Raw genomic sequence first — 15,657 nt, forward strand, 5'->3', positions numbered from 1 at the left:
ATTAGGAATCTTTCCGGATCATGTATAGCTCTGAGAGATATTCAATCCGGAGGATGTCACCCTCCGAATGCTCGGTCACTAGAGCATTCAATCTCTTCAGGAACTCGCTACCGTTGGCGGCAATCGCCCGTTGGGCCTGAGTCGAGGACCGAGACATTCCGATGAAATCTTCAGAACCCAGGTTCTGAGACCAAATCCATGTTTCGTAGCTTGGCTGGGCATGGAAAGCGGCTCGGATCTCTGCCGAAAAGTCGAACGATCTGTAATCTCGCCGGTAGCCGGGACTCAGGTCTTCAAGCAGGTCCTCGTAAGCAGACAAAAACCCGCTGGATTCATGGTTCCTGTTGTTCTGCAGCACCGCAAGGATTCCATCGGCGGACAAGGCCCTGTTCGCAGCCCGAAGCACGCGGGGACGGTCCATCCATTGCAGGGACTGACCTGCCACGATGAGATCAACATCCGAGCTGTCCTCCAGCACATCTTCTGCAGTACCAACAATCCAAGTTGCCCCTGGATGCTTATAGGCACCCAACGCCACCATGTCTTGCGATGGGTCCACTCCGACGACAAGACGGGGTGCCGGCAGAACTGGCAGCAGTCCATCAAGCACGATCCCGGTACCGGCACCAATGTCCACCACCACGGGATGGTTTGAGACAAGAGTCCTTGATATCGACTCGAGAAGCTGCTGCGGATAACGGGGACGGTGCCGCTCGTAGTCCTCCGCCAAGCCATCAAACTTGCTTACACGTTCCATTGGTTTCTTAGCCCCTACTGTCGTCGTCACAGAATTCGCAAGCACGATTTTCATATGCCATTTCTTGAGTGGGCGGCCTCATTCAGCACCGTGTTCAATAATCCACCGTTCTCCAAGATCCTTATCATGCGTTGCGGTGGAGGGGGAAACGATATCCCCTGATTTTCGTCGATAATTGCGTAGCCACCTGTCAAATCCAGGCGGACGGGCCTGCCTTCAATGAAACGGCTTGTATCAACTTCAATTGCAGGAATTCCAAGATTCCAGCAATTCCTGAAGAATATTCTTCCGAACCGAGGTGAGACAATTGCTCGGATACCGAGTGCCATCAGGGAACTGACAGCCTGTTCACGGGAGCTTCCGATCCCAAAGACGTCGGTTCCGATGAGGACGTCGCCTTCCTCAAAGGATGATGCAAGCTCTGGGAAACGGTTCTCAAAGACATGAGGAGCCATGTCGGCAGGATCCGTATACATATGCTTATACCTGGCAGGAATTATGTCATCCGTGGAAATCTGCCCTCTGACAAATCTTGCTTTTCCTCTTATCTCTGTCATGCCTTCAGTTCCTCGATACTCGGAAAACGTCCCAAAAGAGCTGACGATGCGGCGACCAAGGGTGAGGATAGAAATATCTCAGCCTGACCGTTTCCCATTCGGCCCTTAAAGTTCCTGTTCATGGTAGAGAGCACCCGATCCCCACTGGCCGGAACTGGTCCCTGCGCACCCACGCAGGGACCGCATCCGGCAGGTGTAACCAAGGCGCCGGCACGGGTAAGAATGCCAATAAGGCCCAGCCGAAGAGCATCTTCCATGATCCGCTGCGACCCCGGCGTCACGACCATGTGCACATCCGGATGCACGGCTTTTCCGTCCAGCATCCGCGCGGCTTCCTCGATGTCTTCCAGACGACTGTTGGTGCAGCTGCCGATGAAGACGTAGTCGAGGGATAGCCCGGCTACGTCGCTCAGGGAGGCAACTTGTGAGGGCGAGTGAGGCAGCGCTACGACTGGATCCAGTCCCGTGATGTCTACGGTGATGGTATTCGCCTCGTCCGGGGCAAAGACCGGGGACAGGACACTACTACTACGACCCCGCCGCGGAGGCAGGAACACGCATTTCGCTCCCATTTCGACGCCCATGCTGGCGACACTCGCAGCGCCATCTTCCGTCAGAGCCGCGGCCCAAGGACCTATCCATTCCACTGACTTGTAGAGGAAGGGAGCCTGGCCAAGCGTCCCCAGAATATGGAGAACAACGTCTTTCGGCCTGACGAGAGGATGCGGCGTTCCCACCACATTCAGCCATACAGTTTCAGGTACCTTTAGCCATGTTTCGCCACTAATCATTGCGGCCGCTATATCGGTAACACCCATCCCGAGGGCAAGGGACTGGTTGGCGCCTCCAGCACAGGTATGCGAATCCGAGCCCAGAACTATGGTTCCGGGTTGAAACCACCCTTCCTCCTGAGCTATGACATGGCTAATGCCGTCACCACGTCGCATGACCTGCACTCCGAGTTCCTTGGCGAACCCTGCTGCCTCCTTCATTCGATCGGCAATAGCAGCATTAGGCGCCAAGACCGAATGATCGAAAACGAATGCAACCTTCTCAGGCTCCCTGATGCTGGAAATACCATGCTTGTGAAACAACCTGGCGAGGGTTGGCGAGTTACCGTCCTGAACGTAAATGCGATCCACACGAACGCTGACCAGGGCACCTGGTGTTACTGCATCATCAGAATGCTGGTCGATAATGCGTTCAACCAACGGCTCAGGCGTGCTCATAGGAGAGTTTTCCGTTGACTATGCCCGTGTAAATGGTCTCCAAGTCCGACGCCGAGACTTCGCCACCAACGTTGTTGGACGCTTCACGGAGCGCTGCCAAAACGTCGGGAAGAACTGCGGGATCAGCATCTATTCCACGCTGCTGCAAAGCATCGATGATCATGGTGCGCCCGGAGTGCTTGCCCAAGACATACCGCCTCGTTCCACCGACGGTTTCCGGCATTATGGGTTCGAAGGTGTTGACATCGTTGAGCATGCCCTTGGCATGGATTCCAGACTCGTGAGAGAAGACGTTGCTGCCCACAACGGGCTGCCATGGAAGGAGGCTCTGCCTACAACCATCGGCAACGGTTTCGGCAAGATATGTCAGCTTAGTCGTGTCGATTCCGAGGTCAACGTTCCTGAACTGCTTTAGGGCCATTACCATTTGCGCCATCTCCGGCATGCCCGCCCGCTCCCCAATGGCATTGACTGTCGTGTGGAAATAGCGAGCACCTGCATCTAGTCCCGCGATGGTGTTAGCAACCCCTAAGCCAAAATCATTGTGACAGTGGGTTTGGGTGTCTATTGGACTGACGGCGGACACGGCGGCAACCCTGGCGGCATACTGGGCACTATCAAGAATTCCAACGGTGTCTGATAAACGAAGCCGATCCGCTCCCGCCTCCTGGACATGTACCGCATACTCCTGCAGGTATTCGATCGGAGTCCGCCCGATATCTTCTGCACTAATGGAGACAAAGCAGCCCCTGTCCTTGGCCAGCTTGACCATGTCACTCGCTGTCTTGAGCAGCCAGGTACGGTCCTTGCCCACGCTGTGCTTGAGGTGGATGGGAGACGTCGGGAGTCCGATGTGCACGTGATCGAACCCTAGAGAAATTGTGCGTTCGACGTCCTCGCGTACGCCTCGGTTCCAACCAATCAGGTGGACTTCGTCCTTGCGTTCCAACATCTCCTGCATCGCAAGAACGTCGCTTCCCCCCATGGCAGGGATGCCGGCTTCCAGCCACTTCACTCCGGTGTCGAGCAGGGCGTTGAAGATGGCAAGTGTCGTTGCCCGGTCGAAGGCAACCCCAGGAGCCTGCTCGCCATCGCGCAGGGTGGTGTCCTCAAGGATGATGTTCTGATTCATGTTGGATCCTATGCTTGTGCTGAATTAACGTAGACTCGGACTTGATTACGCAGGGATGCCTTCATCGGGTTTTCGCTATTGGGCCTGAAATAGCTTTGACCGCAAGGGGCCAGAACCGTATGCGGACTTATACACCCCGCGTTCTTGCAAAATTGGAATGACTTCTTCGACAAACGAATTGAGATCATTCGGATAAGTAGGTGGCATGAGGTTGAACCCGTCGCAGGCACCCGATTCGAACCACTCAATCAGGACTTCTGCCACTTCTTCATAAGTCCCCACAACTGCCACGTGACCCCGCGAGGCAGTCAGCCGTTGATACAACTGACGAATGCTTAGGGATTCTTGCCGGGCCATTTTCTCGATCAACCGCCTTCGGCTCTTGTTCCCGTTGGAGTCAGGGAGCTCGGGTAGTGGCCCGTCGAGATCATAACCAGTGAGGTCAAATCCTCCCAGGAGGTCAGCGAGCATACTGAGTCCCAGCTTGGGGTGTATCAGCTGCTGGAGCGCGTCGTATTTGCTTTTGGCCTCGCGTTTTGTTCGAGCAGCGTACGGTGAAATGCCCGGAAGTATACGAATTGCATCCGCTGGACGGCCGTAGTGCGAAAGCTTTTGTTTGACTCGCCTTGAAAAATCAATAGAACTGGATATCTGTGTCTGGGCGGTAAAGATGACTTCCGCGGTCCTCGCAGCCAGGTCGATACCACGATCAGACGTTCCGGACTGGATGATTAATGGGAATCGTTGAGGTGACTCGGCAACATTCAGCTCTCCGTGCAGGGAAAGATGCTCACCTTTGAAGCTCGTAAACTTGCGCTTCAGTGGATCGTAGAATTTTCCGGAATCTTTGTTACGTATTAACGCTTCATCCGGCCACGTCTGCCAAAGCTGCTTGGCAATTTCTACAAATTCATCAGCAATGTCATATCGGATGTCATGTGCGGGATGTGCCGAAAGTCCAAAGTTTCCAGCAGCTTGGCTTTTTGAAGTGGTCACCACGTTCCATCCGGCGCGCCCTTGACTGATGTGGTCCAAAGAAGCGAACTGGCGCGCAACGTTGTATGGGCTGTTATAGGTAGTCGAAGCGGTCGCGACGAGCCCTATATCAGTCGTAACCATGGCCAGAGCTGACAGTAATGTAATGGGTTCGAGCCCGACAACGCGTCCACCGAACCCTTCTTTGTCGTCATTGAAAACCGATGGAGTGTCTGAAAGAAAGATGAAGTCCAATAGTCCACGTTCCGCGCACTGTGCCATGGCAGCGTAATGGCGGATATCCAGCGCCCCATCCACGGGGGTATCTGGATGACGCCAGGAAGCAGCGTGGTGGCCAGTACCATACGCGAGGTAAGCGCCGATAATCATAGGACGATCACGGTTAGACAACGCGAGCACCTCCCAACCTGAGCCCAAAACCCCAGGATTCGCTTCCCCGTGAATTACCCATTGACATCGGCATTGTTCAACACGAGCTGCAAATCCAGGCAATGCGTCTCCGCGCGAGTTGTCGTCCCGTCCTCAAGGATTGCCTTGGCAACCTCCTTCATGGCCTTGGCTGACGCACGGAGCATGTGATTCGCGTAGATGACGACAGAAAAGCCGGCCGCTTCGAGTTCGGAAAGTGGCGTGTCTCCATACGTAGTGGGGACACAAACGAGGGGCACATCGGGATGTTTCCCCCGGAAATCCTTCGCGAACGCAACAACTTGGCCCGAGTCCGCGGCCCTGCTGTGGATCATAATAGCGTCTGCGCCCGCCTCTACGTAGCTGTCGGCCCTCTCCAAGACGTCCCGCATTGGGGAGTCCAACACCAGGCCCTCCAGCCTCGCGATAATCATAAAAGCCGAGTCTCGCTGGGCCCTCTTACCCTGCCGGATCTTCGCTCCGAACTCTTCCGGGTCGGCGAGTTGCTGAGGAACATGTGTACCTAGCAGGGAGTTGCGCTTCACACCTGTTTTATCTTCAACGATTACGGCGGCGACTCCAGCCCGCTCCATCTTGCGTACGATGTGGGCAAAGTGATGATTGTGCCCTCCGGTATCGCCGTCCATAATGAGCGGCTTGTCCGTCACAGCCAGAATCGGCCTAACCGTATCGATACGCTCACTGACACTCAGAATCTCCATGTCTGGCATGCCCTGAAGCGTTGAATCACTCAGGGAACTTGACCAGAATCCATCAAACTCGGAGCCGCGGTCCGCCGCCTCCTCCGCCAGGAGTGCAGCCAGGGGGCTGTGGGCCTCCAGTATCCTCAGAGGTCGGGCAAGACGGAGATTTTCACGTAGGCGCTTTGCGCCCGAGGATTGACTTGAAATTTTTTGTCCCCAATCAGATACGCGTCGTTGCGGTGGATTCCCATCGTCATCGCTCCAGGTGAGTGGACGATGTTTGTTCCCTCGCTGACGATACTCCACTTGTTAGTCAAATCAAAGCTAACTACCGCTTTTTTAGTCAACTGCGTGTCGATTTCTGTCATATCATTTTGGCTTGCTGTCAGCAGGTATGAGGCCGAGTGGCCGCCGACGTGCCAGTACTTACGGCGCGGAGAAGCCGCCCGGGCGTCATCTTTCAATCAGGGGAATTGTTCGGACTGTCACTGACGAATGGCACGCTGAGGAAAGAGCCGCCGTCGGGTATTCATTACGCAGGAGCGGGCTCTCACGCCATCGGCCCGACTATCGTCCGAGCTCGCGCCTCCGCAGGGCTTCGATCACCGGGGCGGTGCCGTCTTCCGTCGCCAGTGCGGTGGCTACGCTCTTGGCGCGGCGGGCGTACGACGGCGTGCTGCTGGCTTCGCGTATTGCCTCGCCCAGGCGCTCCGGAGTCAGCTTCTTATAGGGCACCGGCTCCGGCCCGGCTCCAAGCGATGCAACTTTGGACGCCCACAACGGTTGGTCCGTGTATACAGGAACAGCCACCGTCGGAACGCCAGCCCGCAGACCGGCAGCGGTGGTTCCAGCGCCCGCATGGTGAACCACAACTGACATACGGGGAAAAAGCCACTCATGTGGAACACTCCCGACGCCGATTGCGTCATCCCCCAGGTAACCCTCAACGCCTTGGACGACGGCCCTTGTGCCGGCGCGACGGGTAGCGTCCAGGATAAAGCCAGGATCGATGTCGGCGCTGCTGCCGAATCCCACGAAAACGGGAGGCGGGCCATCTGCCAGGAAGTCCACGAGGTCTGCGGCTGGTTGCCAGCCAGGGTTTTCAGCCGGCCACCAGTACCCTGCCATCACCAAGCCTGGGTGCCAATCGTCCGGCCTGGGCAGTACCGATGGGCTGATGCCGTAAAGCACTGTTGCGTGAGCTTTCCTTCGGCGACGCTCCCCGGCCGCACGGCTTTCCTTGCGCAGGCCCAGTTCCCTGCGCAAGCGGGCGCTGGGACCGTCATATGGAGCTGGCCCAGCAGAAGCACGCTCCCCTATGATCCTGTTTCCCACGGGGCCGAGGCTCCGGGCCGAGTTCATCAGGACAGGAGGGTAGGCCGCGCTTGGCTCAGTGGGCTGCAGATGGGCACCGATCGCCGGAATGCCGAGGGCCTCAGCGACGTCGTAGGCGTACGGCGCCACCGAATTGGCCAGGATCACGTCCGCGCCGGCCTCCGCTGCAGCCAACGTCCCTGTCGCCGCATTGTCCATGTACTCGCCGAGCTTCTTCCAGAAGGAGACCACATTTCCGGCTGATGCCTTGGCACCAGGCGCGGGATGCTTGATCAGCTCAGCAAGGTTTCCCGGCAGTGGCGTGAACTCGCACCCTGATTCCACCACCAAAGGCGCGTAGGCCGGGTTGGCGGCTATGGCGACCTCGTAGCCTACGCCCTGCAGGCGATGCCCGAGGCCGGCCATCGGAACCACGTCTCCTCGCGTGCCTGGCGCCACCATGAGTACGCGCATGTTTGTCCCCCTGGAGTCTTTTCCATCGAATGAGCCTGAAACCACCTTAGGGCCAACATGTGTGCAAAAACCCGGAGGACGGCGGACAACAGAACCCCGCCCACTCCTTTCGGAATGGACGGGGTCCTTTGCGTCGTTGCCTCTGCCTTACGCGGTCGGAGCGATCTCCGGAATGCGCGGCTTGGCGTTGCCTTCAAACGTGAACTTCGCGTCGTCGCCTTCGCCCTCGACGTCAACCACAACGATGTCGCCGGGGTGGATGTCGCCGAACAGGATCTTCTCGGACAGCTGGTCCTCGATCTCGCGCTGGATGGTGCGGCGCAGCGGCCGGGCACCCATCGCGGGATCGTAACCACGCGTGGCCAGGAGAACCTTGGCGGCGGGCGTGAGCTCGATGCCCATGTCCTTGTCCTTGAGGCGACGCTCCAGGCGGGTCACGAACAGGTCCACGATCTCGATGATCTCGTCCTGCGTCAGCTGCGGGAACACCACGACGTCGTCAACACGGTTGAGGAACTCGGGGCGGAAGTGCTGCTTCAGCTCTTCCGTAACCCGGGCGCGCATCCGGTTGTAGCCGGTCTGGGTGTCCGTGCCGGACTGGAAGCCCGTGGCCACGCTCTTGGAGATGTCGCGGGTACCAAGGTTGGTGGTCATGATGATTACGGTGTTCTTGAAGTCCACCACGCGGCCCTGGGAGTCGGTCAAACGGCCGTCTTCCAGAATCTGCAGGAGCGAGTTGAACAGGTCCGCGTGGGCCTTCTCAACTTCATCGAACAGGACCACGGAGAACGGACGCCTGCGGACCTTCTCGGTCAGCTGGCCACCCTCTTCGTAGCCGACGTAGCCCGGAGGAGCACCGAAGAGACGCGAAACCGTGTGCTTCTCGGAGTACTCGGACATGTCCAGCGTGATGAGCGCGTCTTCTTCACCGAACAGGAACTCGGCAAGTGCCTTGGCGAGCTCGGTCTTTCCGACGCCCGTGGGGCCAGCGAAGATGAACGAGCCACCGGGACGCTTGGGGTCCTTCAGGCCTGCGCGGGTACGGCGGATAGCCTGCGACAGGGCCTTGATGGCCTCGTCCTGGCCCACAACGCGCTTGTGAAGCTCGTCTTCCATCTTGAGCAGGCGCGAGGACTCTTCCTCGGTGAGCTTGAAGACCGGGATGCCGGTGGAGTTCGCAAGAACTTCGGCGATCAGGTCCTCGTCAACCTCGGAAATGTCATCCATGCCACCGGACTTCCAGTTGCGCTCCTTCTCCGCGCGTTCGGCAATGAGCTTCTGCTCCTTGTCACGCAGCGAGGCAGCACCCTCGAAGTCCTGGGCGTCGATGGCGGATTCCTTCTCCATCTTCACGTCTGCAATGCGCTCGTCCATGGCCTTGAGCTCCGGCGGAGCGGTCATGCGGCGGATGCGCAGGCGGGCGCCGGCTTCATCGATAAGGTCAATCGCCTTGTCCGGCAGGAAGCGGTCCGAGATGTAGCGTTCGGCCAGCTGCGCGGCGGACGCCAGGGCGCCGTCGGTGATCGTTACGCGGTGGTGTGCCTCGTACCGGTCGCGGAGGCCCTTGAGGATCTCGATCGCGTGCGCAACGGAAGGTTCCTTGACCTGGATCGGCTGGAAACGACGCTCGAGGGCAGCGTCCTTCTCGATGTGCTTGCGGTACTCGTCCAGCGTGGTGGCACCGATGGTCTGGAGTTCACCACGGGCAAGCATGGGCTTGAGGATGGACGCAGCATCGATGGCGCCTTCAGCAGCACCTGCTCCGACGAGGGTGTGGATCTCGTCAATGAAGAGGATGATGTCGCCGCGGGTGCGGATTTCCTTGAGGACCTTCTTCAGGCGCTCTTCGAAGTCACCGCGGTAGCGGGAACCGGCAACCAGCGAACCGAGGTCAAGCGTGTACAGCTGCTTGTCCTTGATGGTTTCGGGGACATCGCCTCGGACGATCGCCTGGGCGAGGCCTTCGACGACGGCGGTCTTACCAACGCCGGGCTCACCGATCAGGACCGGGTTGTTCTTGGTACGGCGGGAGAGGACCTGCATGACGCGTTCCATCTCCTGCTCGCGGCCGATCACGGGATCGAGCTTGTTCTCGCGGGCAGCCTGGGTCAGGTTGCGTCCGAACTGGTCAAGCACCACCGAACCGGCGGGGGTACCTTCCGGCTGGCCCTGGCCGGAACCGCTGCCGGCGGTTTCCTTGCCCTGGTAGCCGGAGAGCAGCTGGATGACCTGCTGGCGGACCCTGTTGAGGTCTGCGCCGAGCTTCACCAGCACCTGTGCGGCCACGCCTTCGCCTTCGCGAATGAGGCCGAGCAGGATGTGCTCAGTACCGATGTAGTTGTGGCCGAGCTGCAGTGCTTCGCGGAGCGAGAGCTCAAGCACCTTCTTGGCACGCGGCGTGAAGGGGATGTGACCGGATGGGGCCTGCTGGCCCTGACCGATGATCTCCTGCACCTGCTCGCGAACACCATCGAGCGAAATGCTCAGGGACTCGAGCGCTTTGGCTGCGACGCCTTCACCCTCGTGGATCAGACCCAAGAGGATGTGCTCGGTACCGATGTAATTGTGGTTGAGCATCCTTGCCTCTTCTTGGGCAAGGACGACCACGCGACGGGCACGGTCCGTAAATCTCTCAAACATTTCGCCACACTCCTAGCTACGACGTACTTTGATGCTACGTGCCGGAGCAACACTTTTGGGGCGTGTTCGCCACAGGGGAAACATGACGGGGTTGCGGAATAAAACAGGCACTTCCCCTTGACCTGGGGCGTCCTGCGGTGGGATGCTGCCAAACCGCTTCCCGATCCTGCCTGTCACCAGGGCCGCACGGTATTCATTAGCAGTATCAGGCACCGCGTTGCCAGGCGGATTAGCCGCTCAAATCCCCGGTCACTCGGCCGGCGCGTGATTCACAGAATATTCCATGGTTCGGACCACCCGGCACTTGCACATACTGCCTCTTAAAACATCAATGCCCCGGCAGTAGCTGCCGGGGCGTTGAAGCGATGAATCAGGAATTGGCCTTTTGGTAAGCTTCCTGAATTTCAGCCTGAATACGTCCGCGACTGTTCACCGTGTAACCGTTATCACGGGCCCACTGCCTGATCTGTGCGGAATCCTGGCTGCGTGCCGCTGTTGCACGCCCGCGGGTGGCGCGGCCGGACGACGTCTTCCTGGCCTTGGCCACGTATGGTTCCAGGGCCTTCCGAAGCGAAGCAGCGTTTGCGGTGGACAAGTCCATCTCGTAACTGACCCCATCAAGGCCGAAGCGGACAGTTTCGTCCGCGGCCCCTTCATCCAGGTCATCGACGAGGATGATTTTTACTTTCTGTGCCATGAGTTGCCTCTCTTTTGGAGGGTTGGATAATCAGAAATTCCCCGGATTCCTTTGTTGATTATCGTTCACCGCAAGCACGCACGTCAAAGCACAAATGGATTCATCCATGATGGGAACCCATTTAGGGGGCTATTTAGTGGCAGGGCCTTCGGATGCCGGGCCAATATTCTTCGAATTCGCTTCCGCCTGGGCGCGGGCTTCCGCCTGACGCTCCGATTTGTCCGCATTGAAGATTGACTTCATGGCAAACCAAAAGATCAATCCAACAACAACCGACGGCGCCAGGACTGCGATGTACTCCATGATCAGTGTCCTTCAGGCTTCAACAGGGGGAACAGGATGGTCTCGCGGATGCCGGCACCGGTGAACAGCATCACCAGGCGGTCAATGCCGAGTCCGATGCCACCCATCGGCGGGGCGCCGTATTCGAGCGCGCGGAGGAAGTCCTCGTCCAGTTGCATCGCTTCGTCATCGCCCGCAGCCGAACGCCGTGACTGCTCCGTCAGCCGCTCACGCTGGATGACAGGGTCAATGAGTTCCGAGAATGCCGTTCCGCGTTCCATGCCGCCAATGATCAGGTCCCAGGCCTCGATGAGCCGGCCGTCTTCGCGGTGCGGACGGGCCAGCGGCTGCGCGGAGGGCGGGTAGTCGTACACGAACGTGGGGTTCAGCAAGGTGGGTTCAACGATCTCGCCGAACAACTCAACCACGATCTTCTCGGCGTCCCACTTGGGGTCCACCTTGACCTCGTGCTTTGCTGCGATGGCAAGCAGCTCATCCACAGTGGTGTCCGGCGTAATCTCAACGCCCACTGCTTCGGAGATACCCGGGTACACCGAAATCCAAGCCCATTCGCCGTCGAGGTTGATCTCGCCGGCGTCGGTCTGGATGGTGCGCGTGCCAACGACGTCGGCGACGTTGAGGATGATTTCCTTCATGCGCTCGGCCATGACGAACTGGTCTGCCCAGGCTTCGTAGCATTCAAGCGTGGTGAATTCGGGGCTGTGGGTGGAGTCCACGCCTTCGTTGCGGAAGACGCGCCCCATGTCGTAGACGCGGTCAATGCCGCCAACGACAGCCCGCTTCAGGAACAGCTCGGTGGCAATGCGCAGGGTCATCTTCTGGTCGAACGCGTTCATGTGCGTTTCGAACGGACGGGCTGTGGCGCCACCATGGACCAGCTGCAGGATGGGGGTCTCCACCTCCACATAGCCGTGACGGTCCAGCGTGTCCCGGACCGAGCGGGTGATGGCAGCCCTCTTGTAGACCATTTCACGGGCTTCATCGCGCACCATGAGGTCCACGTAGCGTTGGCGAACCCGGGTTTCCTCGTTGAGTTCCGCGTGCAGGACCGGGAGCGGTCGCAGCGCCTTTGAGGCCATCGACCAGGAATCTGCCATCACAGAAAGTTCGCCGCGGCGTGAGGAAATAACCTCACCCTTGATGAAGACGTGGTCGCCCAGGTCAACCAGGGCCTTCCAGTCGGCAAGCGCTTCCTCGCCGACGTTGGCCAGGCTGAGCATCGCCTGCAGCCGGACGCCCTTGCCGTCCACGCCGCCTTCCTGGATCGTGGCGAAGCACAACTTGCCGGTGTTGCGGATGAACACGACACGACCGGTGACGCCCACGGTGTCGCCCGTGGTCTCGTCGGCCTGGAGGTGCGCATATTTTTCGCGGATTTCGCTGAGGGAGTGGGTTCGCTCAACACCCACCGGATAGGCCTCCGTGCCGCGCTCGATCAGCTTGGCGCGCTTCTCCATGCGGATGCGCATTTGCTCGCTGGCATCGACGGGTTCTGCGGAGGTGTTCGGGGCTGGGGTGTTTGCGGAAGTCACAGTCCTTAAGTTTACCGTTGATTACGGCTCTTCACTTCCGGGCCCTGGGATCCGCCCAACGCATAGACTCAGGCTGTGGAGACATGGACGGTTGAAACGAACGACGGCGGTGGGCAGCTTGAGGTGCACACCTTCCGGCCAGCGTCGGCTGCGGCGATTCCGGGGTCGAAGGCACCTGCTGAACCGGCCGGCGTCGTACTTATCCATGGCACTTTGGTGACCGATTCCCTTTACTGGCCGTTCGCGCGGACTCTTAGCGTGATGCTCGGGCGCCCTGTCCACGTTTACAACCGCCGTGGCCGCGGGCATTCCGCTCCACAGCCACCGGACTATTCGGTGGAGACGGAGATCGCGGACCTCCAGGCGGTCATGGAGAAGAGTGGTTCCGACGATGTCGTGGCGCACAGCTATGGCGGATTCGTGGCACTGCAAGCTGCCCGACGCTTCGGGATCCACCGCCTGGTGACCTACGACGCCGCGGTATCCCTGTCCGGCAATCTCAGCAGCAGATGGCGGCCGGAGCTCGAGGAAGCAGTAACGGCCGGGCAGCTGGATCATGCCTGGGCGCACCTGGTGCAGGGCCTTGGAACGGCCGGGCCCATCTCGTACCTGCCCATGGGGGCGCTGCGGACGCTCAGCGTATTGTCCGCACGAACCCGGTTGGGGCTGGAAATGCGTTCCCTGCTACCCACTGCTGTTACCGAGATGCGCGCGGTACTGGACGCCGATGCGCACCTTCATGACTTCATGAAGCTCTCCACCCCAACACTCATGCTCAGCGGCGGCTGGAGCCCCGCGTACTTCGCCGAGACCGGGCGCATGCTCAGTGGCGCCGTGCCGGCCATCGAGTTCGCCATAGTCCCGCTGCAATTTCATGAAGGTCCCCTGCGTCCGGGCCGTCGGCTCGCCGCCCGCGTCGCCCGGTTCCTGGCGGCAACCCATAGTGTCGGCCAGCGCACTGTCGCGCCCTAGGATGTTTCGGTGAGGGAACAGAGCATCAGGACGCACGACGGCGGCGAACTCGCCTTGTACACGTACGGCGCGGAAGACGCGCCCGGTGAACGCCGGGTGATTGTTATCGGCGGAGCGTTCCTCACAGCCCTGATCTACCGGCCCTTTTCGATCGCCCTGGCCAAAGGACTAGGTCCTGGCTGGGCCGTGGACGTCTACGACCGACGCGGCCGGGGCAAGTCGACAGAGCAACCCCAGGACTACTCCATGGCCACCGAAATTGCCGATGTCCGCACCATCATGGACGCCACTGGCGCGCGCAATATCCTGGGCCACAGCCTGGGCGGATCCGTTGCCCTCAACGCTGCCCAGGCTTTCGCCGGCACCCGTCACGAACCGGACAAACTGGCGGTCTACGACGCCGCCGTGAACATCGACGGGAGCATGGACACAGACTGGCTGGACGGATTCGCTGATGCCGTCGACAAAGGCGAGGTAGGCCGGGCGCTGGCCCGGATGAAGCGTGGAATGAACCAGGGAACCGCCCTTGCGAAGGTCCCTGAGCCAGTCCTGGCGGGGTTGATGGCCATCGTCTCGCACACCAAAGTCAACCAGCTGTTCCGTGACCTCATGCCATCAGGCGTCGGCGAACTGAAGGCAGCGTTCGAAGCCGCCGACACACCCCGGGACTTCTCCGTGTTGCCATCCACGACTCACTTCATGGTGGGAAAGAAGAGTCCGAAGTTCTACAAGGTCGCCGCGTCACGCTTGAACAGGGCGGTGCCGGGCAGCACTTTGGAAGTTTCGCCGACAGGATTCCACGGCTCTGTTCCGGCAGCGGTCAAGGAACTTGTCTCGGATATCTCCGCGTACTTCACGCGCTGACGGTTTTCCACATACGGACAGGCGTAGTGCCTGCTTTCAGGTGGCTCGGTTAGGCTCGAGTCATGACGCGCGACATCATCATGACCCCAGACGGCGGACACCTCGAAGTACTCACCACCGGTGGTGAGCTGACTTCGGCAGGATCCGGCGTGGTAGTTGTTCCGGCTTCCATGGTTACCGCTTCCGATTACACCCGGTTTGCCCAGAAATTGAGCGAAGCCCTGGGCAGGCCCGTGCACACGTTCAACCGTCGCGGACGCGGTGACTCGTCACCGCAAGCCGATGACTACACATTGGAAGCCGACATCCGGGACCTGGAGGCGGTCATGAAACACACCTCCAGCACGGACGTCTTTGGACACAGCTTCGGTGGAGCCGTAGCACTCCACGCGGCGCGGACGCTTCCGGTGGAACGGTTGGCTGTCTATGACCCGGCTGTGTCCGTCAACCACAGCGTCAAGGCCGAATGGGCACCGGAATATGAACGCGCAGCGGCGGCCGGGGACTACGATCGCGCCCTCGCCGTACTGATCAAGGGAGTGGAAACGGAAGGCGCCCTCGGGCGCATGCCCCTGTCCATGCTGACCCTGGCCAACAAGCTGACTGCAGGCACGCCGATGGGCAAACAGATGCGCGAGCTCATGACCAGCGGCGTGCGGGAAATCAAAGCCGTCATCGCTGCGGACATGCCCGCTGAGCCGTTCCTGGAACTCCCCTTGGAAACGCTGATCGTAGTGGGCGAAAAGAGCCCTGCCTACTTCGGTGTTGCCTGCGGCCAAATCCACGACGTCTTGTCAGGGTCGAGTTACACCATACTCGCCGGCTTCGGGCACGATGGCCCTAATAAGGCGCCGGACAAGCTGATCTCGGAGTTGTCGGAGTTCTTCTCCGGCTAACCCTCACCCCCTGCTGCCGGCTCGGACAACCTTCGCGGCTGGTGCTGGGGTGTTTGGTTGTTAAATGTGGGAGACCCCCCGACCCGTGTGGGTTGGGGGGTCTCGACCTTAATGGTTGTCCGGCGGTGTCCTACTCTCCCACACCCTCCCGGGTGCAGTACCATCGGCGCTGTGGGTCTTAG

The 15,657-nt window shown here is 59.6% G+C and carries 15 protein-coding genes; 3 read left to right on the forward strand and 12 right to left on the reverse strand.

Annotated elements, in window-relative coordinates:
* Position 1: 1 nt before the first annotated feature.
* From LRQ04_RS11860 to lysS, 12 genes are all read right to left on the reverse strand, one after another.
* Complete coding sequence (locus LRQ04_RS11860; protein ID WP_235520361.1) at positions 2 to 811, reverse strand: trans-aconitate 2-methyltransferase; 810 nt, start codon at positions 809 to 811, stop codon at positions 2 to 4.
* Positions 808 to 1,314 carry a hypothetical protein gene (locus tag LRQ04_RS11865; protein ID WP_235520362.1) on the reverse strand — a complete coding sequence of 169 codons (507 nt, stop codon included), beginning with the start codon at positions 1,312 to 1,314 and terminating at the stop codon, positions 808 to 810. Before LRQ04_RS11865 ends, LRQ04_RS11860 begins: the two co-directional genes overlap by 4 nt.
* On the reverse strand, positions 1,311 to 2,543 hold the full coding sequence (locus tag LRQ04_RS11870) for an aconitase/3-isopropylmalate dehydratase large subunit family protein (RefSeq protein ID WP_235520363.1): 1,233 nt from the start codon (positions 2,541 to 2,543) through the stop codon (positions 1,311 to 1,313). The genes LRQ04_RS11865 and LRQ04_RS11870 overlap by 4 nt, the downstream gene beginning before the upstream one ends.
* Positions 2,530 to 3,675, reverse strand: a complete 1,146-nt coding sequence (locus LRQ04_RS11875; RefSeq protein WP_235520364.1) for a hypothetical protein — start codon at positions 3,673 to 3,675, stop codon at positions 2,530 to 2,532. Before LRQ04_RS11875 ends, LRQ04_RS11870 begins: the two co-directional genes overlap by 14 nt.
* 75 nt (positions 3,676 to 3,750) lie before the next feature.
* Positions 3,751 to 5,061, reverse strand: coding sequence for an LLM class flavin-dependent oxidoreductase (locus tag LRQ04_RS11880; RefSeq protein ID WP_235520365.1), 1,311 nt, complete (start codon positions 5,059 to 5,061; stop codon positions 3,751 to 3,753).
* A gap of 53 nt (positions 5,062 to 5,114) precedes the next feature.
* Positions 5,115 to 5,990, reverse strand: coding sequence for a phosphoenolpyruvate mutase (gene aepX, locus LRQ04_RS11885; protein ID WP_235520379.1), 876 nt, complete (start codon positions 5,988 to 5,990; stop codon positions 5,115 to 5,117).
* Positions 5,927 to 6,247: a hypothetical protein gene (locus tag LRQ04_RS11890; RefSeq protein WP_235520380.1), complete on the reverse strand. Its 321-nt coding sequence runs from the start codon at positions 6,245 to 6,247 to the stop codon at positions 5,927 to 5,929. The genes aepX and LRQ04_RS11890 overlap by 64 nt, the downstream gene beginning before the upstream one ends.
* Positions 6,248 to 6,350: 103 nt before the next feature.
* On the reverse strand, positions 6,351 to 7,571 hold the full coding sequence (locus LRQ04_RS11895) for a glycosyltransferase (RefSeq protein WP_235520366.1): 1,221 nt from the start codon (positions 7,569 to 7,571) through the stop codon (positions 6,351 to 6,353).
* 147 nt (positions 7,572 to 7,718) lie between these two features.
* Complete coding sequence (locus LRQ04_RS11900) at positions 7,719 to 10,211, reverse strand: ATP-dependent Clp protease ATP-binding subunit (RefSeq protein ID WP_235520367.1); 2,493 nt, start codon at positions 10,209 to 10,211, stop codon at positions 7,719 to 7,721.
* Positions 10,212 to 10,581: 370 nt separating this feature from the next.
* Positions 10,582 to 10,908 carry an Lsr2 family protein gene (locus LRQ04_RS11905; RefSeq protein WP_211711044.1) on the reverse strand — a complete coding sequence of 109 codons (327 nt, stop codon included), beginning with the start codon at positions 10,906 to 10,908 and terminating at the stop codon, positions 10,582 to 10,584.
* Positions 10,909 to 11,037: 129 nt separating this feature from the next.
* Positions 11,038 to 11,211: a hypothetical protein gene (locus LRQ04_RS11910; protein WP_235520368.1), complete on the reverse strand. Its 174-nt coding sequence runs from the start codon at positions 11,209 to 11,211 to the stop codon at positions 11,038 to 11,040.
* A gap of 2 nt (positions 11,212 to 11,213) precedes the next feature.
* The gene (gene lysS / locus LRQ04_RS11915; RefSeq protein ID WP_235520369.1) at positions 11,214 to 12,743 is read right to left on the reverse strand and encodes a lysine--tRNA ligase; all 1,530 of its coding nucleotides are present in this window, start codon (positions 12,741 to 12,743) and stop codon (positions 11,214 to 11,216) included.
* A gap of 75 nt (positions 12,744 to 12,818) precedes the next feature.
* On the opposite strand from lysS, the gene LRQ04_RS11920 reads away from it, so the two are divergent.
* From LRQ04_RS11920 to LRQ04_RS11930, 3 genes are all read left to right on the forward strand, one after another.
* Positions 12,819 to 13,715: an alpha/beta fold hydrolase gene (locus tag LRQ04_RS11920; RefSeq protein WP_235520370.1), complete on the forward strand. Its 897-nt coding sequence runs from the start codon at positions 12,819 to 12,821 to the stop codon at positions 13,713 to 13,715.
* A gap of 9 nt (positions 13,716 to 13,724) precedes the next feature.
* Positions 13,725 to 14,579: an alpha/beta fold hydrolase gene (locus LRQ04_RS11925; RefSeq protein ID WP_235520371.1), complete on the forward strand. Its 855-nt coding sequence runs from the start codon at positions 13,725 to 13,727 to the stop codon at positions 14,577 to 14,579.
* 62 nt (positions 14,580 to 14,641) lie between these two features.
* Positions 14,642 to 15,475 (forward strand): alpha/beta fold hydrolase, encoded by an 834-nt coding sequence (locus tag LRQ04_RS11930; protein WP_235520372.1) that lies wholly within the window; start codon positions 14,642 to 14,644, stop codon positions 15,473 to 15,475.
* Positions 15,476 to 15,657 lie beyond the last annotated feature (182 nt).

The sequence above is a fragment of the Paenarthrobacter sp. AR 02 genome (assembly GCF_021538675.1).
GTDB lineage: Bacteria > Actinomycetota > Actinomycetes > Actinomycetales > Micrococcaceae > Arthrobacter.